General features: G+C 70.9%; 15 protein-coding genes and 2 pseudogenes. 8 read left to right on the top strand and 9 right to left on the bottom strand.

Features of this window, described 5'->3' with window-relative positions; translation table 11 throughout:
* Positions 1 to 229: 229 nt before the first annotated feature.
* A complete protein-coding gene (gene fdhF, locus IE263_RS13345; RefSeq protein WP_189935757.1) occupies positions 230 to 2,917 on the bottom strand; it encodes a formate dehydrogenase subunit alpha in 2,688 nt (895 codons plus the stop codon).
* On the bottom strand, positions 2,914 to 4,599 hold the full coding sequence (locus IE263_RS13340; protein WP_189935755.1) for an NAD(P)H-dependent oxidoreductase subunit E: 1,686 nt from the start codon (positions 4,597 to 4,599) through the stop codon (positions 2,914 to 2,916). Before IE263_RS13340 ends, fdhF begins: the two co-directional genes overlap by 4 nt.
* Positions 4,600 to 4,799: 200 nt before the next feature.
* Between IE263_RS13340 and IE263_RS13335 the strand changes: the two genes are divergently transcribed.
* Positions 4,800 to 5,624 (top strand): PspA/IM30 family protein, encoded by an 825-nt coding sequence (locus IE263_RS13335; RefSeq protein ID WP_189935753.1) that lies wholly within the window; start codon positions 4,800 to 4,802, stop codon positions 5,622 to 5,624.
* Between the two features lie 25 nt (positions 5,625 to 5,649).
* Here the strand turns inward: IE263_RS13335 and IE263_RS13330 are convergent, their stop codons facing one another.
* The 3 genes from IE263_RS13330 to IE263_RS13320 are packed head-to-tail and all read right to left on the bottom strand — an operon-like array spanning position 5,650 to position 6,447.
* Positions 5,650 to 5,844, bottom strand: a complete 195-nt coding sequence (locus IE263_RS13330; RefSeq protein WP_189935751.1) for a hypothetical protein — start codon at positions 5,842 to 5,844, stop codon at positions 5,650 to 5,652.
* A gap of 31 nt (positions 5,845 to 5,875) precedes the next feature.
* The gene (locus tag IE263_RS13325) at positions 5,876 to 6,136 is read right to left on the bottom strand and encodes a DUF2933 domain-containing protein (RefSeq protein WP_189935749.1); all 261 of its coding nucleotides are present in this window, start codon (positions 6,134 to 6,136) and stop codon (positions 5,876 to 5,878) included.
* A gap of 47 nt (positions 6,137 to 6,183) precedes the next feature.
* Entirely contained in the window at positions 6,184 to 6,447 is a 264-nt protein-coding gene (locus IE263_RS13320; protein WP_189935747.1) for an SHOCT domain-containing protein, read from the bottom strand.
* A 213-nt stretch (positions 6,448 to 6,660) separates the two neighbouring features.
* On the opposite strand from IE263_RS13320, the gene IE263_RS13315 reads away from it, so the two are divergent.
* Positions 6,661 to 6,930: a hypothetical protein gene (locus IE263_RS13315; protein WP_189936330.1), complete on the top strand. Its 270-nt coding sequence runs from the start codon at positions 6,661 to 6,663 to the stop codon at positions 6,928 to 6,930.
* Here the strand turns inward: IE263_RS13315 and IE263_RS13310 are convergent.
* The 3 genes and pseudogenes from IE263_RS13310 to fxsT form a co-directional block, all read right to left on the bottom strand.
* Positions 6,902 to 7,447, bottom strand: coding sequence for a (R)-mandelonitrile lyase (locus IE263_RS13310; RefSeq protein WP_189935745.1), 546 nt, complete (start codon positions 7,445 to 7,447; stop codon positions 6,902 to 6,904). The genes IE263_RS13315 and IE263_RS13310 overlap by 29 nt on opposite strands.
* A gap of 88 nt (positions 7,448 to 7,535) precedes the next feature.
* Positions 7,536 to 7,703 (bottom strand): annotated as a pseudogene (locus IE263_RS49725) (XdhC family protein); the annotation flags it as partial.
* A 235-nt stretch (positions 7,704 to 7,938) separates the two neighbouring features.
* Entirely contained in the window at positions 7,939 to 9,957 is a 2,019-nt protein-coding gene (gene fxsT, locus IE263_RS13305) for an FxSxx-COOH system tetratricopeptide repeat protein (protein WP_189935743.1), read from the bottom strand.
* Between the two features lie 341 nt (positions 9,958 to 10,298).
* Here fxsT and IE263_RS13300 point away from each other — a divergent pair, with 341 nt between their 5' ends.
* The 3 genes and pseudogenes from IE263_RS13300 (at position 10,299) to IE263_RS13290 (ending at position 13,158) form a co-directional block, all read left to right on the top strand.
* Positions 10,299 to 10,694, top strand: a complete 396-nt coding sequence (locus IE263_RS13300; protein WP_189935721.1) for a GNAT family N-acetyltransferase — start codon at positions 10,299 to 10,301, stop codon at positions 10,692 to 10,694.
* 188 nt (positions 10,695 to 10,882) lie between these two features.
* The gene (locus IE263_RS13295; RefSeq protein WP_189935719.1) at positions 10,883 to 11,758 is read left to right on the top strand and encodes a PhzF family phenazine biosynthesis protein; all 876 of its coding nucleotides are present in this window, start codon (positions 10,883 to 10,885) and stop codon (positions 11,756 to 11,758) included.
* A gap of 399 nt (positions 11,759 to 12,157) precedes the next feature.
* A pseudogene (locus IE263_RS13290) lies at positions 12,158 to 13,158 on the top strand (IS5 family transposase).
* A gap of 67 nt (positions 13,159 to 13,225) precedes the next feature.
* Here IE263_RS13290 and IE263_RS13285 read toward each other — a convergent pair.
* Positions 13,226 to 15,487, bottom strand: a complete 2,262-nt coding sequence (locus tag IE263_RS13285) for an MMPL family transporter (RefSeq protein WP_189935717.1) — start codon at positions 15,485 to 15,487, stop codon at positions 13,226 to 13,228.
* Between the two features lie 175 nt (positions 15,488 to 15,662).
* On the opposite strand from IE263_RS13285, the gene IE263_RS13280 reads away from it, so the two are divergent.
* The 3 genes from IE263_RS13280 to IE263_RS13270 all read left to right on the top strand — a co-directional run bounded on the left by IE263_RS13280 (position 15,663) and on the right by IE263_RS13270 (position 18,443).
* The gene (locus IE263_RS13280) at positions 15,663 to 16,835 is read left to right on the top strand and encodes a sensor histidine kinase (protein ID WP_189935715.1); all 1,173 of its coding nucleotides are present in this window, start codon (positions 15,663 to 15,665) and stop codon (positions 16,833 to 16,835) included.
* Positions 16,810 to 17,472, top strand: a complete 663-nt coding sequence (locus tag IE263_RS13275) for a response regulator (protein WP_189935713.1) — start codon at positions 16,810 to 16,812, stop codon at positions 17,470 to 17,472. Before IE263_RS13280 ends, IE263_RS13275 begins: the two co-directional genes overlap by 26 nt.
* Positions 17,473 to 17,921: 449 nt before the next feature.
* Positions 17,922 to 18,443, top strand: coding sequence for an SMI1/KNR4 family protein (locus IE263_RS13270; RefSeq protein WP_229910957.1), 522 nt, complete (start codon positions 17,922 to 17,924; stop codon positions 18,441 to 18,443).
* Positions 18,444 to 18,467 lie beyond the last annotated feature (24 nt).

The raw sequence follows: 18,467 nt of genomic DNA, 5'->3' as shown, positions 1-18,467 counted from the left end.
TGACGGTCGTGGCGGACAGCGGGGTACGAGCCGCGCGGCTGCCGCAGGGGGGTTGCATTCTCCCTACGCCCGCGGGGTCCTGGTGGAGATGGACCGGGAGCCAGGGCGCGGCTGGGCGACCCGGCGTCGGCGTCGGCCCCACACCGATACGGAGCACCGCCGCTACCAGCGGGCGAGAGGCAAGGGCGGCCATGAACGGGTCACGGGGGACGAGGCGGTCTGCCGCGGATTACGACACAGCCACGCGGACCGCCGTGACCTTGTACTCGGGGCAGGAGGTGACGGTATCTGCCACGTCCGAGGTGAGGCGGTTCACTCCGCTCGAGGGGAAGTGGAAGGAGCAGAAGACCTGGCCGGGGGGTGTCTGGTCACCGACACGAGCGATGAGCCGGGCTTGGCCGTGCCGGCTCTCCACCGTTACCTGCTCGCCATCGCGCACGTCGTACCGGCCGGCGTCGTCGGGGTGGAGGTCAAGGAAGTCAACCGGGTCGAGCGCGAGGTTGCCACCGCGCCGCGTCATGCTTCCGGAGTTGTAGTGAGCCCAGCGCCGCCCGGTGACCAGGACCAGCGGATAGTCGTCGTCCGGTCGTTCGCCCGGGGGGAGATAGGGGGCGGCGGCCAGGTGGGCCCGGCCGTCCGGTGTGGCGAAGCGCTCGGTGTACAGCTTGGCTTCTCCCGGCCGGTCGGGGGCGGTGCAGGGCCATGGCACGGAGCCCTCGCGGTCCAGTCGGTCGTGGGAGAGCCCGGCGAAGACGGGCGCGAGCCGGCCGCATTCGGCGAGGGCGTCGGCGGGAGTCGCGCAGCCCAGGTCGACTCCCATGGCCTCGGCGACGGCCCGCAGGGTGTCGAAGTCGGTGCGGGCCTGTCCCGGTGGGGGCACGGCGGGGCGGACACGCTGGAACCGGCGGTCGAAGTTGACGAAGGTGCCGTCCTTCTCCAGCCAGGAGGCCACCGGCAGTACGACGTCGGCGTGCTGGGCCGTCTCGGACAGGAACAGTTCGTTGCAGACGACGAGCGGGCAGGCGTCCAGGGCGTGGACGACCTGGTTCGCGTCGGGGTCGGTGGCGCAGACGTCCTCGCCGATGACCCACAGCGCTCGCAGATCGCCGGCTCGTGCGGCGGCGAACATGTCCGGGATCCGCAGGCCAGGCCGCCCTGGGACTGGTACGCCCCAGACGTCCTCGGCCCGCGCGCGGGCGGCCGGGTCGGTCACCTTTCCGTACCCGGGCAGGAGGTCCGGCAGGGCGCCCATGTCGGAGGCGCCCTGGACGTTGTTCTGGCCGCGCAGCGGGTTGACCCCGTACCCCCGGTCGGTGCCCACGGCGCCGCGCAGGATCGCCAGGTTGGCCAGGGACCGCACCCCGTCGGTGCCGTGGAGGTGCTCGGTCACGCCCAGGCCGTAGACGATGGCCGGATGCTCGGCGCTGCCGTAAAGGCGGGCGGCGGCGACCAGGTCCGGGGCCGGCACGCCGGTGAGGTCCGCGACCCGGTCCGGCGGGTAGTCGGCCAGCAGTTCGGTCAGCTCCGGCAGTCCGGTGGCCCGTTCACGCAGGAACGCCTCGTCTGCCAGCCCTTCGGCGAGCAGGACATGGGCGAGCCCGTGGAAGAGCGCCACGTTGGTGCCCGGACGCGGACGCAGATGCACGTCGGCGTGCAGGGCGAGACCCACGGCACGCGGGTCGGCGACGAGCAGCCTGGCCCCGTGGAGGACCCGCCTCAGCAGCCGCGCTCCGACCACCGGGTGAGCCTCGACGGGATTGGCCCCGACCACCAGCAGGCAGTCGGCCCGCTCCACGTCGTCGAAAGTGTCGGTGCCGCCGGAGAGCCCGAAGGACGCCGTCAGGCCGGCGGCGGAGGGGGAGTGGCACAGGCGGGAGCAGTTGTCGACGTTGTTGGTTCCGACGACGACCCGCATGAACTTCTGTACGAGGTAGTTCTCCTCGTTCGTGGCACGGGCCGAGGAGATCACCGCCACGGAGTCCGGGCCCCCGGCACCGACGGCGGCCCGCAGTCCCCGGGCGACGTGAGCCAGTGCCTCGTCCCAGCCCACCGGCTCCAGCACGCCGTCGCGTCGCAGCAGGGGCCGGGTGAGCCGCTCCGGTGAGGTGCGGAATCCGTGGGAGAAGCGGCCCTTCACGCACGCGTGGCCGCGATTGACCGGGCCGTCCCGGGCGGGCAGCACCGCCGTGACCTCACCGTCCTGTGCGATCACGTCGAGGGTGCAGCCCACGCCGCAGTAGCCGCATGTGGTGCGCGTCCGGGCCTCCGCGGGGTGGAACGCCGAGGTGAGTCCCCGCGCCGGTCCAGGCTGGGTGATCGCCCCCGTGGGGCAGGTGTCCACGCAGCCGCCGCAGGCCACGCAGTCCGACTCGGCCCAGGGCCCGCCGGTGCCGGGGGCCACGACGGTGTCGCCGCCTCTGCCGACCAGGGTGAGGGCGAAGGTGCCCTGCAACTCGGAGCACATCCGCACGCACCGGCCGCAGGCGATGCACAGGTCCCGGTCCAAGTGGACGTACGGGTGGGACTCGTCCCCGCCACGGCCTCCGGCATCCTGCGCCGCCTCGGGGCCGATGCCCATCGACCGGCAGACATGGGCCAGTTCGCTGGGACTGTCGTCGGCGAGGGCCCGGGGCGGCAGTGCCGAGACGATGACCTCCACCGCGTCCCGGCGCAGCCGCACAACCTCGTCGCCTCTGGTGTCCACGCGCACGCCGGGTGAGGCCGGAGTGACACAGGCCGCCGCGATGCGCCCCTCCGCCCGTACGAGACACGTACGGCATGACCCGGCGGGACTGAGCCGGTCGTCGGAGCACAGCGCGGGCAGCTCGATCCCGGCCGCCCGCACCGCCGTGAGCAGTGACGACTCCTCGGGCACCTCGACGCCGGTGCCGTCGACCTCGATCGTGACTCCGTTCATGGCCCCCATCCCGCCAGTCGGTCCCCGTAGGCGCGGGCCAGGCTGTGCACGGCGGGCGGGATCCGCCGTCCGAAGGCACACAGGCTCGCCTCGGCCAGGACCCGCGACAGCCGCTCCCACTCTCGGCCCGGCGGCGTGTCGGCGGACGCCCATTCCAGGCCGCGGCGCGAGCCGACACGGCAGGGTGAGCACGCGCCGCAGCTCTCGGCCGCGGCGAACTCCCAGACGTGACGCAGCACTTCCTCCGGTGCCACACGCTCGTCGAAGGCGACGAGACCGGCGTGGCCGAGAGCGGCACCCCGGGCCGACAGCCCTGCCTCCGACAGCGGCACGTCCAGCGCGTCGGCAGCGAGGAAGCCGCCCAGCGGCCCGCCGACCTGGAGAGCCATCAGCTCGGCGCCGTCCTTCAGACCGCCGCCCAGCTCGGTGACGATCCGCCGCACCGGCGTGCCGAGCTCGACCTCGTAGCAACCCGGCCGGGCGAACCGCTCCGAGAGACAGACCAGTTTGGTCCCCGTCTCGTCGGGCGTCCCGCGCCGGGCGTACGCCTGGCCGCCGTGCCGGACGATCCACGGGACGGCCGCCAGGGTCTCGACGTTGTTGACCACGGTCGGCGCGTCCCACAGGCCGCGCTCGGTGGGGTACGGCGGGCGGGGCCGGGCGCATCCGCGACTGCCCTCCAACCCCGCGATGAGCGCGGTCTCCTCACCGGCGACGTAGGAGCCGGCGCCCTCGACGATGTGGATGTCCACGGAGGTGGTCGTCCCGTGCACGGACGGTCCGAGATGCCCGTCGGCGTACGCCTGGCGCGCCGCGTCCCTCATCCGTGCCAGAGCGGCCGGGTATTCGGAGCGCACCAGCACGATGCCCTGACGGGCCCCGCACGCGAAACAGGCCAGGGCCAGACCCTCCAGCACGCGCCCCGGGTCGGCCTCCATCAGCAGCCTGTCGGCGTACGAACCCGGATCGCCTTCGTCGCCGTTGGCGACGATCACGCCCCCGGGTGCGCGGCCGACCGCCTCCCACTTCGACGCCACGCGGAATCCGGCGCCGCCACGCCCACGCAGCCCGGACGCCGCCACCTCGCGCTGCACCTCGTCCGGAGTGCCCGACGACACCGTCCTCGACCACACCTGCCACGCCGGCTCACCGGAGAGCACCGCGCTCAGCAGGACCGGGTCATCGGTGTCATCGGCCACCGGGATGTCCGGCGCTCTCGTTGGCTCCCGCCCGGCGAGCTGAGCGGGGAGGGTCGTCCCGGTACAGGGGGTGTCGCCGTCAAGGGCGGCGGGTCCCGCGTAGCAGTAGCCCAGACAGCGGACAGCCTGCAGCGACACGTCACCGCGCGGTGAGGCGGTGTGTGCGGCGACACCCAGCTCACGCTCCACCTCCGCGAGGTGCCCTCCGCCTCCTGCGGCGAAGCACGCTGTCGCGGCGCATACCCGGACATGACGGTCGCCGTGCGGGGCGGCGAGGTCCGCGTAGTAACTGGCAGGTCCCAGCGCGGCGGCGGCAGGCAGACCGACGCGGGCGGCGATCGGTGGTGCCCAGACATCGGGGCTGCCCCCCGTCGTAGCCCTGGCCTTGGCCAGCGACTCCACCAACCTTTCTCCAGGCCGCCCACGCCGGTCCGCCAGCGCCCGGAAAGCGTCGAAAGAGTGAGCGGAACGGACGAGCGCCATGCATTCATCGTGGAGGAAGGCGCACGAGACCGCAGCTGGGGGACCGGCCGGGCCGGAATCGGCATCGAGCACCTGCTGACCAGAGCTGGGACGCCAGGACCGAGGTTGCGGCCCGGACCACCCCGCTGGAGCCTGGAAGTGTCCCGCAGATGTGGCATGGACCGGCTGATTCCTCACCGATCGAGAGGAGGCAGGCCGCTATGACCAGCATCGCCCACCGCATGGCCACCCTGTTCCGGACCAAGGCGAACAAAGCCCTGGACCGGGCTGAAGACCCGCGCGAGGTACTGGACTACTCCTATACCCAGCAGCAGGAAATGCTGCAGAAGGTTCGACGCGGTGTGGCGGACGTGGCCACCAGCCGCAAACGCGTCGAGGTACAGATCAACCAGCTGCAGCAGTCCGGCGGCAAGCTGGAAGGACAGGCCCAGAAGGCACTCGCCGCCGGACGAGAGGACCTCGCCCGCGAAGCCCTGAGTCGGCGCACCGCCGTGGCCTCCCAGGTCACGGACCTTCAGACCCAGCACGCTTCGCTGCAGGCCGAGGAGGAGAAACTCACCCTCGCCGCACAGCGCCTGCAGGCGAAGGTGGACACTTTCCGTACCAGCAAGGAGGCCATCAAGGCCCGCTACACCGCCGCCGAAGCCCAGACCCGCATCACCGAGGCCGTCACCGGCATCGGCGAGGAGCTGGGCGATGTCGGCCTTGCCATGCAGCGTGCCGAGGACAGGACCGAACAGCTGCAGGCCCGCGCCGGAGCACTGGACGAACTGCTCGCCTCCGGTGTCCTGGAGGACGCCACCCTCCCCGCCGGCCGCGACGACATCCAGGCCGAACTCGAGCGCGTCACCGCGGACCAGGACGTGGACAAGGAGCTGGCCCGGATGAAGGCCCAGCTCCCGGCGTCCGCAACCCCGCCGGCCGTAGAGGGCAGGAGCGCCGAGCAGGGCCCGCCGGACCAGGAGGCGACATCATGTGTGGGCGGGCAAGTCTGCGTACGCGTGTGCTCGGTCGGCGATACCTGACGCCTGGAGCACTACGCCTGGAGCACTACGCCTGGGGCGGTCGCCGCAGAGGCCGGGGCTGCTGCGGCGGATGAGGAGGAAGCCGTCGCGGCGCGCGGCGTCCGCGTAGGCGGGCCAGCGGCGGGCGGCGCGGCTCGGTGGTGGTGATCAGGCGGGCGGTGTCGTGGACGATGCCCGCCAGGATCAGTGCCCCGGCCACCGATGCGATCACGGCGGCCATGGCACTCACCCCCTCCCCGAGAGCGGGGCGGTCAGGGCCGCCGCCCGGGCCCGGTGTGGTGGTCGTGCTTGCGCAGCGGGCCCTCGTCCCGGTCGTCGCGGTGCTGATCGTGTCCGCCGTGCATGTCCTGGCCGTGCACGCTGCGCATCATGAAGAACATCATCAGTGGGCAGGCCGCGACCAGGGCGGGCCAGACCAGGCTTTCCAGCGACGCGCCGACGATCAGGGTGCCGACCACGACGATCGCGGCGGCGAGGGCGTACATGCCGTAGTTGCGCTTGTCGTTCATCATGGGCCTCCTTCAGCGGAGGGCCAAGGCCACAGGGAGTGCGGCCGTGTTCAGGATTTGCTGAGAGGGCCGGCGTGCAGGACCTTCAGTCGGCGCTGGTACTCCTCTTCGTCGATCTCCCCGCGCGCGAACCGCTCGCCGAGGATTTGCTCAGGTGTGGGTGCGGCGGGGGTGTGGGTGTGTTCGTGGGGCTGGTTGGCGGCACGGAAGACCAGGACAAGAGCTGTGATGATCAGCGCCCAGAACAGGACCATGCCGACCGACATCCCGAACCAGCCCCAGCCGCTGACATCGTGGTCGTACCAGAACATCATCGCCACTCACCTGCTTCGGCTTGTTTCGGCGACTGGTACGGGCGCGGAGCCCGTCCTCCGGAGCGGGCTGCTGCCCTCACCTCCATTGTTCCCCTGTATGAGTGGCGCTCTTGGGCCGGACGGTCCAGGGACCTGTGGGCCGTTCAGCCCCTACCCGGCGGGGGTACCCGGGCGCAGGCTGGAGAGTGACCTTCCAAGGGAGGCGGGCAGCTCATGGGTGCCCTCGATGTCGTGGTGGTCCTGGCCGCCGTGCTGTTGGTCGCCGGGCTGGGCTGGTTCTTCTTCGGGCCGCGCCGGGCCGGCGCCGCCCGGGTCGAGGGCGGGGTGCAGCGGGTGGAGGTCACGGTGCGGGGCGGCTACAGCCCCGACCTGATCAGAGTCCGTGAGGTGTTCTCTGCGACAGCACATCGGCGCGGAGGGCGAGGCGCCTGGCGACCGAGGGTGAAGGCGGTCCCTACCTGCCGTCGTAGTCCTCGTCGGTGACGTGGTCGCCCCACTCGGTCCCGTTTCTGGGATCACCGCCGGTCGACACCATCGCGAGGTGGGTCATGAAGTGCTCGCGGGCGGCGCCGTGGAAGTGCCACTCGCCCGGCGGCGTGTAGACGGTGTCGCCGGCGCGCATCACGATGAGCTTGCCGCCACGTGCGCGAACCAGCCCGACGCCCTCGGTGACATGCAGGGTCTGTCCGTAGGCATGGCGGTGCCAGGCGGGGCGGGAGCAGGGTGCGAAGCGCACCTCGGCCACGAGGATTCCGGACGGCTCCTCGCCGGCCGTGAGGGTATCGAGCCACACGTCACCGGTGAGCCGCTCGGCCGGCCCCTTGGCGGTCGGCGCCTTCGGCAGCTTCCCCGTGGTGGGGGGAGACCCTGCATTGCCAAGCTCGTCGGCGTAGGCGGTGCCGCCGTTGATGGCCGATCCGGCCAGCGCAGCCGGTGTTGAGAGGGCGGCGGAGGCTCGTAGTACGGATCGGCGGTCCCCGTTGCTGCTCGTTGCTGACATGACTGTGGTCCTTTCTCCTTCGGATGCCGCTACGGCGGTCGCTGCCGCAGCGGTCGTGCGTGGGGAGAGGCAGTTGAAGGTGCGCCGCGTAAACGGCCCCTTCCGCGCAGCCTGCGGGAACGCTGCCGACCGCGTTGCCGTCCGTGTCCACGGCGAGTGCGGTGCCGGTGGCAGGGGGTGCGCTGCCGCTGACGACTTGGCGGTGGTTGGGGGCCTTGCGGCACGAATTGCGAAGCGGGTGGGCCAAGTTGAGCATGGGCGGATTTCCGAGCATGGAGAGGAGCCGGGCGGGGCGCCGCCGGGCCCATGACGGGGGTGGCCCGGCGGCGCCCCGGTGTCCGGCGGCGCTGGCCGCCGGACGGTCCGAGGGCATCGACTTGCGCCGGCCGTCCAGCATCAGACATCGCAGACAACACTCGCCCCACCGCCACTGATCCCGCCGCAGCAGAGAACCGATCAGATCATGTGGGACACGGTCTGTGATGGCGTTGTCAGCGTAGGCGGTTGACGAGGGCGAATGCTTCCTCGGTTTTGGGGTGGGTCTCGCCCAGCTGGGTGTGCATGATCTGTGCACCCCGGCGCGCGAGGTCCGCTGCGGTCGGGTCGTTCAACGTGTGCAGGACTTGGGCCTTGAGCAGCAGGACGTACCCGATGTACAGGTGGTCCGGCGCGTAATGGGCTTCGCGGATCCGCAGCGCACGCGAGATCAGTGGCACGGCCGTGGCGTGATCGCCGAGCTCGACGTGAACGTTCGCCAGTGCTATCAGGTCGAAGCTCACGTACGGGTCGTCCGGTCCGTACGCCACCTCGTCGATCTGTACCGCCCGCTCGGCCAGTGGCTGCGCCGCCCTGTGTTCACCGAGAAGGCACAGTGTCCGCGCCAGCGTGGCCAGATCCGTCGCGATGGCGGGACTGTCCGCCGGCAGGCAGGACTCGTGCAGGCGCAGCGCGCGTTCCGCCAGCGGGCGTGCCCTCTCCGGCGTGTCGAGGTCCCGGTGGATGTGCGCCAGGGTGATCAGGTCGAAGCCGATCTCCGCATCCCGGCCCTCGAGCGACTCGTCAATCGCAAGGGCACGTTCACACAGGGACAGCGCCACCGAGAAATCCCCGATCTGGAGGAGGAACGTCGACGCCAGCCTCAGCAGCACTGCCGTCTCTGCAGCGCACTCGGCCGGTGGGTCGTCCTTGGTCACCGCGATCACGTGCGGGAGCAGCTTCTCCCACCGTGGCCGCGCATCCGGGTCACCGTGGATGTCGTGCGGCACGGCCGTGAGCAGCGCACGACACAGCTGGACCCGAGTGTCGGCGCGCGCCTCGTCCGGCAGCGAGGCCCGGGTGGCGGCCTGGACCAGCCGGTGCAGTACCAGGGACGCCTCCCCGCGCCTTGCGAGACCCAGACCGGCCAGGGCGCCGACCGTCGTGTCCCACGCCAGCGGGTCGGCTGCGGCTACGTTCAGCGTGTCGGGGCTGCCGGTGAACAGGTCCAGCGGGATCGGCTCCGGCGCCAGAAGGGAACAGAGCTTCAGCAGCCGTACCGCCTGGGGCTGTTCTGTCTCCAGCCTTCGCACACTGAGCTGCCACAGGGTCGCGACCACCACCATCGGCCGGTCGGTCAGCTCGCCCTGCGCGATCATGTCCTCCAGTCGCGACGTCAGCAGAGCCAGGTACTCCTCGGGGGCCGTGTGGTTGTACGCCATGTACCCGGCCGCCTGCTCCAACCCCAGCGGCAGGTCCCCCAGTTGCTCGGCGATCCGGTCCGCCACCGCCGCGGTCATGCCGGGCACCCGCCGGACCAGCAGCTCCACCGACTCTCGCCTGGTGAACACATCCAGGTCGATGACGCCGGCGCTGCCCGACCAGTTACTCACCCTGGTCGTGACGATGACATGGCCGTTGCCCGCCAGGCCACCCGACGGCAGCGCGTGCGTGAGCGGGCCCGGTTTCTCCCCGTTGTCGAAGATGATCAGCCAGGGCCTGCGGTCCCGCAGCTTGCCGTACACCCGTGGGATGACCTGGTCGGAGCTCACCTCGGTCAGCCCCAGCTCCCTGGCCAGCGATACGAACTGCGACGCCACCAGGTCCGGGTTCTCGGCGTCCACGAACGCGACGAACCGGTACTTCGACAGGTAGCGGTAGGCGTACTCGACCGCGAGCTGGGTCTTGCCGACGCCACCCAGCCCGTGCACGACCAGCCTCGCGGCGTCGTTCACCGAGGTGAGGCGCTGCCGCACCTCCCGCAGTGTGGCGTCGCGGCCGGTGAAGTTGGTGTTGCGTGGCGGCAGCCGGTACGCCATGGGCGCGAGCGGGGCCTGCGCGTGGTCGCGGCGCGGCGCCTGCCAGAGCCCGATGAGCGACATGGGTATCAGGATGAGGAGCACCACCCACGGGTGGACGCGCACAAAGTCGAGCGGCCCGGGCCAGCGGCTCTGGCCGGACGCCGCGTTGAAGGCAAGACTGCCGACGAACAGCACGAGCAAACCGGCCACCGCGCTGGCCAGTGTTCGCCACATGGCTCCCTCTTCGGTATGACGGTGACCGCGACGATCAACAGCCGCCGTGATCTTATCCCAGGAGCCCCACCGCCCGGGGGGAATCGGCCAACGTCGGCGGACCGGCAGCACCGGATACGGCGCCGGCCGAAGAGACGGGACCTGGTTGCCGGACGCCGGCACGGTGGGCGGCAGCGGTGTGTCGTGACGCCCGAAGGGCTCTCGGAAGAAGCCGGCGACTGCCCGAGGGCCGACCTTCCGGTCGAGCTCATGGCCACGATGTGCCGTACGCGGCCCGGCACCTGCTTCCCGCCGCCGTAGCCGCCAGAGGCGGCCGGCACCGTCGTGACGACGATCGAGGAGTGACGATCAAGTACGAGTGGCGGGGCGACGTCGACAACGCCGCCCTCAACGCCCTGCACGCTGACGGCTTCGGCCACCTGGTCGCTCAGACCGACTGGCGAGAACGACTTGAGCGCCACAGTCTCGGCTGGGTCTGTGCCTGGGAGGACGGCTCGCTGATCGGCTTCGTCAACGTCGCCTGGGACGGCGGAGTTCACGCCTTCCTCCTGGACACGGTGGTCGCCCAGCATCGCCGGGCGAGAGGCATTGGCGCCGCGCTGGTCGCAACCGCGGCTCACGAAGCTCGTGCCGCGAAGTGCGCATGGCTCCACGTCGACTTCGAGGAGCACCTGCGTTCGTTCTATTTCGATGCCTGCGGCTTCAAGGAGACGACAGCCGGTCTGATTGCTCTGTAGCACCGTGGGCCAAGCTCTGGGCCGGGGTGCACAGGACCAGAAGCGGTATCAACCGGCCCCAGCCGGACCCCTGACTCAATCTCGGTCGTCGATGTGCGGCTCCGCCCCGTGGGCCCGCCGCGGGCGCCCGTCTCCGCCTCCGCCCGCGTCCAGGAATAGCTGCGGGCCTGCCTCGGGTTGCCACGATCATGACGACGAATGCTTCGCGGCCCGAGGTGCTGCGCTACACCGCCTTCTCCAGCGCCCCCGACGGCGGAAACCCCGCCGGCGTCGTTCTGGACGCCACCGCCCTGGACGACAGCGACATGCTGGCCATCGCCGCCGAGCTCGGATACTCGGAGTCCGCGTTCCTGACCGCGCCCCCGGAGGGCCTCGGCGGCCCGGAGGGGCGGGCGTACAGCATCCGTTACTTCAGCCCCAAGGCCGAGGTGCCGTTCTGCGGGCACGCCACCGTCGCGACCGCCGTCGCGCTCGCCGAGCGGATAGGCCCCGGGGAGCTGGTGTTCGCGACGCGCGCCGGCACCGTGCCGGTGGAGGTGGCCGAGGAGGGCGGGACGGTCAGGGCCACGCTCACCAGTGTCGAGCCGCACATCGAGGAGATCGCCGACGCCGACCTCGCGGAGGCGCGCGCCGCGCTCGGCTGGCCGGCCGCCGATCTCGATCCGGCCTTCCCGCCCCGTATCGCGTTCGCCGGCGCCCGCCATCTCGTTCTCGCGGCGGCGACCCGCGCTCGCCTCGCAGACCTCGCGTACGACTTCGCGCGCCTCGAAGCCCTGATGCACCGCTTGGACCTGACCACGGTCCAGTTGGTGTGGCGGGAGTCGGCCACCGTCTTCCATGTCCGTGACCCGTTCCCCGTCGGCGGCGTCGTCGAGGACCCGGCGACCGGCGCCGCGGCCGCCGCGTTCGGTGCGTACGCCCGTGAGCTCGGCCTGGTCCCCGAGGACGCCGTCCTCACCCTGCACCAGGGCGAGGACCTGGGCCGCCCCGGCGAGCTCACGGTGACGCTGCGCGCGGGTGACCCGCGCGTCCGTGTCAGCGGCGCGGGAGCCCGCATCGGCTGAGGCGCCAGCCATGACAGCAGTGCAGGCACAGATCCCTGTTCGGGACCACGCACGCCGGGGGGCACCACCTCCGTCTACCCGAGCGGGTTCTGGTACGCATGGGCCGGCTCCGGCACCAACCTGGAGAGGTACCTGGCTGCGCAGGCGGTACGGCGACCAGCAGCCGAAGGTGGGCATCGGGATCCTGTCGTATGCCGAGTACGCCGGACCGGACAACTGGTCCACCCCGACCGACCTCGCCGTCCACACCCTGCCGCCCGGTGTCCGTGCGCAGGTGCCGGGTTTCGAGACCTGGTTCCGCCTGCTCGACGAGAAAGCCCTACTAGGGCGCGTATCGAGTCGTGATCAACTTGCGGGATGTGCCTTCGTGGCACGGTCCGGTCCGATAGACGCTCTTACGTGACGCGAGTGCAATTGACCGATCCGGATTGGGAGTTCATCGAGCCGTACCTGCCGATCGGCGAGTACGGCCCGTACCCCGAGCGACTGCGGCAGCAGTTCGAGGGCGTGATCCGGCGGTTCAAGACGGGCGGGCAGTGGCGGGAGATGCCGACGGAGTTCGGCGCCTGGTCGACCGTCCACAACCGCTTCCGGCAGTGGCGTGACGCCGGCGTCTTCGAGGCCCTGCTGGAGGGCCTGATCACGGAAGCCGCGAAGCGGGGTGAGGTGGACCTGTCCCTGGTCAGCATCGACTCCACCACCGCCCGAGCCCCCCACGACGCGGCCGGGATGCACCTCGACGAGGACGTCGTCACCGCCCTGGAGAAAGCCGCGGCCGAGGAGGAGAAGGCCAGGTCAAAGGGGGCAGCCTCGAAGAGCGAAACGGGCAAGAGACCGAAAGTGATCCCGCGCTGGAAGAACGACGACGCATCCGGCGTCGGCGGAAACTCCGGCTGAAGGCCGCCCTCCTCGGACGTTCCAGAGGCGGGCAGACCAGCAAGGTCCACCTCGCCGCCGACCGCAAGTCCCGCCCGCTGGCGTTCATCCTGACCACAGGCCAGGCAGCGGACAGCCCGCAGTTCATCCCCGTCCTGAAGAAGGTACGGGTACGCGGGCCCGTCGGCCGACCCCGCATCCGGCCGGACGCGGTCGCCGGGGACAAGGCGTACTCGTCCCGGGGAAACCGCGCCCACCTGCGCAAACGCCGTATCAAGGCGGTCATCCCGGAGAAGAAGGACCAGGCCGCCAACCAGAAGAAGGGCTCCAGAGGTGGCCGACCCGTCAGCCACGACGCCGATCTCTACAAGGAGCGGAACACCGTCGAACGCCTGATCAACAAGCTCAAAGCATGGCGAGGCATCGCCACCCGGTACGACAAGACTCCCGACAGCTACCTCGCCGGTCTCCACCTGCGCGCCTCGATGATCTGGATCAAGGACCTCACCAGGACCACCCGATGATCAAGACTCGATATGCCCCTAGGTGACGCGCTGAGGTGCCGGACGCCAAGGGCGGGCAGGAGTTGAGTCAACGGTCGACCAGCCGTGGACGCGGGGCCTCACCCGTGGATTCCGCGTCGGTGTCGTCGGTGCCGACCGGGCCGCGGGGAAGCATCCGGTCCAGCCACTTCGGCAGCCACCAGTTGGTCCGGCCGAGGAGTGTCATGGTCGCCGGTACCAGCACCATGCGTACGACCGTGGCGTCGATGAAGATCGCGGTGGCCAGGCCGAGCCCGAACATTTTGGTGGAGGGGTCGTCGGCGACGGCGAAGGACAGGAAGACCGCCACCATGATGAGGGCGGCCGAGGTGATGATCCGGGCGGTGCGCGAGACGCCCTCAACGATCGCCGTGCCGTTGTCGCCGGTGCGCAGGTACTCCTCGCGTACACGGGAGAGGAGGAACACCTCGTAGTCCATCGACAGGCCGAACAGGATGGCGAAGAGGAACATCGGGATGAACGACACGATCGGAACCGTCGCTTCCAGCCCGATGAGTGCGCCTCCCCAGCCCCACTGGAAGACCGCGACCATGATGCCGTAGGCCGCGCCGATGCTCAGCAGATTCAGCAGTACCGCCTTGAGCGGTACGAGTATCGAGCGGAAGACCAGCATCAGCAGCAGGAACGACATCGCCAGCACGGCGGCGACGAACACCGGCAGGCGTTGGCTGGTGCGTTGGCCCACATCGGACAGGCTCGCGGCGGCGCCGCCGACGTGGGCCCTGGCCGGGCCGTGCCCGATCGCCGTGGGCAGCACGTCGGTGCGCAGCCGGGCGATGGTGTCGGCCGTGGCCTTGTCCTGAGGGCTGGTGGTCGGGAACACCACGAGGGTCGCGATGCCGGTGGCCCGATCGATGTGCGTCGGCGCGACGGATGCGATGCCCGGATCCGCCGCGACCGCCCCGACGAGTCGGTCCAGCACTCCCGGATCACCGGTGGGGTCCGCGGCGATGACGAGGGGACCGTTGGTGCCCGGGCCGAACCCCTCGGCGACGAGGTCGTAGGCCCGGCGCTCGGTACGGCTGTGGGGCAGTGAGCCGTCGTCGGGCAGGCCGACGCGCAGGCCGAGCACGGGCAGCGTCGCGGTCAGCAGCAGCCCCGCCGCGCCGACCGCGTACGGCACCGGGTGCCGGCTGACGTGCCCGATCCAGCGACGCCATCCGGCGGCGGGGACGGCGTCCGGCGCCGCGCCCTGCCGTCGGAAGAGCCGCCCGGCCCGAAGAGCCCGGCCGATCCGACCGGCCCGGCCCAGACGCGGGCCGGCCGCTCCGAGGAAGGCCGGCAGCAGCGTCACCGACGCGAGCACCATCGTCAGGACGACGATCGAGACGGCAACCCCGCCCACCGTCATGAACGGCACGTTCGCGACCGCCAGGCCGAGGATCGACACGACGACGGTGCCGCCGGCGAAGACCACCGGCCGCCCCGCCGTTGCCACCGCTCGTCCGGCCGCCGCCTGCGGATCGAGCCCGCACGCGAGGTACTCCCGGTGCCTGGCGAGCACGAACAGCGCGTAGTCGATGCCCACTCCGAGCCCGACCATGCTGCCCAGGACCGGTGCGAAGGTGGGGACCTCTGTCACCCCCGCCAGTACCGTCATCGTGGCGACCCCGACGGTCAGCCCGAAGACCGCCATGCCGATCGGCAGCGCGGCGGCGACGAGCGAACCGAACGCCAGGAACAGGATCGCGGCCGCGGCGAGGAGGCCGATCAGCTCGCTCGCGCCGCCGTCGGGGTCGGAGAAGGCGTAGAAGAGGTTCCCGCCCATCTCGATGCGCAGCGGCAGCTCGGCGCGCAGCCGGTCGCCGAGATCGACGAGGGCGTCGAGGTCTTCGGCCGACAGCCGGCTCTGGTCGGGGTACTGCACCCGGACGACCGCGATCCGCCCGTCGGCCGAGACAAGGCCGCCGCGCACGGCGGTGTCCCCGCCCGCGTCGAGTGCCCCCGCCGGGTCGCTCGTGCCGAGCACGTGCGGCAGCCGCTTCACCTCGGCCTGCAGCCGCGTGAGAGCGGTGCGCGCGCCGTCGTCGTCGAAGAACGTCGCAGCGCCGTCGAGGGGGGTGACGACCACTTGGGCGGTCATCCCCTCCTGGCCGGTGCCGGCCCGCTCGATCAGTTCCGCGGCCCGTTGGGAGTCCAGTCCCGGAGCGGTCATCGAGTCCGCGGTCCGCCCGCCGAAGGCGACGGCGGCGAGGACGGCGAGCGTGGCGGCGACCAGCCATGCCGCGATCACCCGCCAGGGATGGCGGGCGGCGCTTGCGCCCAGGCGCAACAGGGCTTTCGACAGCATCGGGTCCTCCAACCACCTCGTCGGCCGTCCTTGTACGGCCGCCGATGCCGAGGCTCGTCGCCACGGCGCTCCGCGGCATCGGCCCGTGGGCCGCGGATCCGTCGGCCCCGGGGCGGAGTGACGAACCGTCCTTTCGGCCGATGCGCGGCACGCCGCGGTCCCTACGCTGAGAACCGTGCTCCGAGACGACCTGCGAACCCTGTGGACCGAACCCCGGCCGCCCGACGCGCCCGCCCGGGTGCGGCGGGACTGGGCTCTGCTCGCCGCAGGCCTTGCCGGTGTCGCGCTGGAGGCCACCCTGCGCGAGAACGTCGTGTGGCGGCCGGTGGCGGTGATGTTCGCCGTATGGCTGTGCCTGCTGCCCCTGTGGCGCCGGACCCGCCCCCTGGCGATGGTCACGCTGGCGTTCGGCTCGGTGATCCTGCTTCAGGTGGCCTCGCTCGTCGCCGCACCGCGCGAGCCCGTCGGCCTGTACACCGGCGCGGTCGTGCTCGTGCTGGTGTACGCGCTGCCCCGGTGGGGATCGGGACGCGAGATCGTGCTGGGCAGCGCGGTGATCCTCGCGGCCGGCGCGCTGTGCTCCGTCACGGACGAGACCCCGGTCGTCGAAAATGTCGTGGGCTTCGTCTTCCTGCTGCTGCCCGGCGTGGTCGGGGCTGCCGTGCGGTTCCGGGTGACCGCTCGCGAGCGGCAGTTGGAGCAGGTGCGCTCCCGCGAGCGCGAGCAGCTCGCCCGGGAACTGCACGACACGGTGGCCCACCACGTGTCGGCCATGGTGATCATCTCCCAGGCGGGCCGGGTGCTCGCGGGCACCGACCCGTCCGCCGCCGTCGAGGCGCTGGAGGGGGTCGAGGAGGAAGGGGCACGCACGCTGGAGGAAATGCGCGCCATGGTCGCCGCGCTGCGCGACCGCGGGGTCGGCGCCGAGCTGGCGCCCCCTGCCGGAGTCGCGGATCTGGAGCGCCTGGTGCGCACCCCGGGTGGCCGCCTCAGGGTCGACCTGGGGCTCGACGGCGAACTGGACGCGCTGCCCCCGGCCGTGGACGCGGCCGTCTACCGCATCGTGCAGGAGTCGGTGACCAACGCGCTGCGCCATGCGGTCGACGCGACCGAGCTCGTCGTTCGGGTCGCCGCGGAACGGCACACGGTACGGGTGAGCGTGCGCGACAACGGCCGGCGCACCGGCCGGGGTCGCGACGGATACGGACTTACCGGACTGCGCGAGCGCGCGACCCTGCTCGGCGGCACACTACGAGCCGGCCCGGGTACCGACCGGGGCTGGCATGTCGAAGCCGAACTGCCGAGAGCGAGGAGCGAGAGCGGTGTCCATTCGCGTCCTCGTCGCTGACGACCAGACGATCATCCGCACCGGGTTGCGGATCATGCTGAACGCCCAGCCCGGCATCGAGGTGGTCGGCGAGGCCGCCGACGGGCGGGAAGCGGTACGTCTGGCCCGCGAACTACGCCCCGACGTCTGCCTGTTCGACATCCGCATGCCCGTACTCGACGGGCTCGAGGCCACCCGGCTGGTCGCCGGCCCGGGCGTCGCCGACCCGCTGGCCGTGGTCGTCATCACCACGTTCGACCTCGACGAGTACGTCTACGGCTCACTGCGTGCCGGCGCCCGCGGATTCCTCCTCAAAGACACGGGACCGGACCTTCTGGCGCAGGCCGTACGGTCGGCGTCCGACGGTGAGGCGCTCATCGCGCCAAGCGTCACCGTCCGTCTGCTCCAGGCATTCGCGGACCTGCCCGCCGGCCGGCCCGTGGCCCAGCCGGTCTCCCCCGTCACCGCCCGCGAGGAGCAGGTGCTCGTCGCCGTCGCCCGCGGGCTGACCAACACCGAGATCGCCGACGCGCTGCACATCAGCCTCAGCACGGTGAAGACGCATCTGGCGAGCCTGATGGCCAAACTCGGCGCCCGCAACCGGGTCGAGATCGCGATGTGGGCCTACGAAACGCGCCGTATCCTCCCCGGAACCTGAGCCGGGTGCTGGGCCATGTCCCATGAGTCCCCGCCCGGACATCAGTGCACCGGTCGGCTCACGTCGGCTCCACGTGCCTCACCCGCCCCAGAGCGTGACGTACCAGGAGGCCGGAACTGGGACGGTGAGTCCCCCGATACGACAAGACTCCCGACAGCTACCTCGCCAGTCTCCACCTGCACGCCTCGATGATCTGGATCAAAGACCTCACCAGGACCACCCGATGGTCACGACTCGATACGCGCCCTAGGCCTGTCTCCTCGACCGGTCAGTGATGCGTGGCGGGGCTGGTGAGATCGTACTCATGTACGGAGACCCTCGCTCGGCCGTTCTGTCACCGTTCAGGTGGGAATGACCATGTACGGACCCCAGGGGGTCGAGGTGACTTCTCCTGTACTGCGGTCAACTCCAAGACAGGCATCGGCTCGACGTTCTAGAAGGACCTAGTGGTGGCAACGCTCCCAGAGATCACAGCCTTGTTGGGCGAACCCCGGTTCAACTGGTCGGATCCGGCTCCATGGATCGAACTGGAGCAGGAACTCGGTATCGAATTCCCTGCGGACTTCCGTGAGATCGTGGACGCCTACGGTTCGATCCAGATCAACGGGCAGTTGTATCTGGAGCACCCCGCCGGCCATCTTCTGCACAGTCTGGGAGAAACCATCAGGGGGGACCTCGAGCTCTGGCGCGAGGAGGACATGGCGGAGTTCCTGCCCAGTCCGGTGGGGGCGAACCCCGGGGAACTGATGCCGGTGGCGACGGCCATGACGGGCGAGGCGGTTCTCCTTCGCGTTCCCGACAACCCATCGTCGCCCTGGCGAGTCGTGGTCCAGGAGTTCGACAGTCCGGCCTGGACTCTCTACGAGATGACGTTCAGTGACTGGTTGCTGGCCTACCTCAAGGGTAGGGACGTGACGGTGTGTTCTCGCAACTTCGCTCCTGACGGCCCGTTCTACGAATTCCTGCCCTGAAAAAGCCGCCGCCCTCGTGAGCGC

Source organism: Streptomyces aurantiogriseus, from assembly GCF_014649375.1.
GTDB classification, from domain to species: Bacteria; Actinomycetota; Actinomycetes; order Streptomycetales; family Streptomycetaceae; genus Streptomyces; species Streptomyces aurantiogriseus.
Note: the sequence above shows the minus strand (reverse complement) of the source record. Positions and strands in the feature narration are given on the sequence as shown.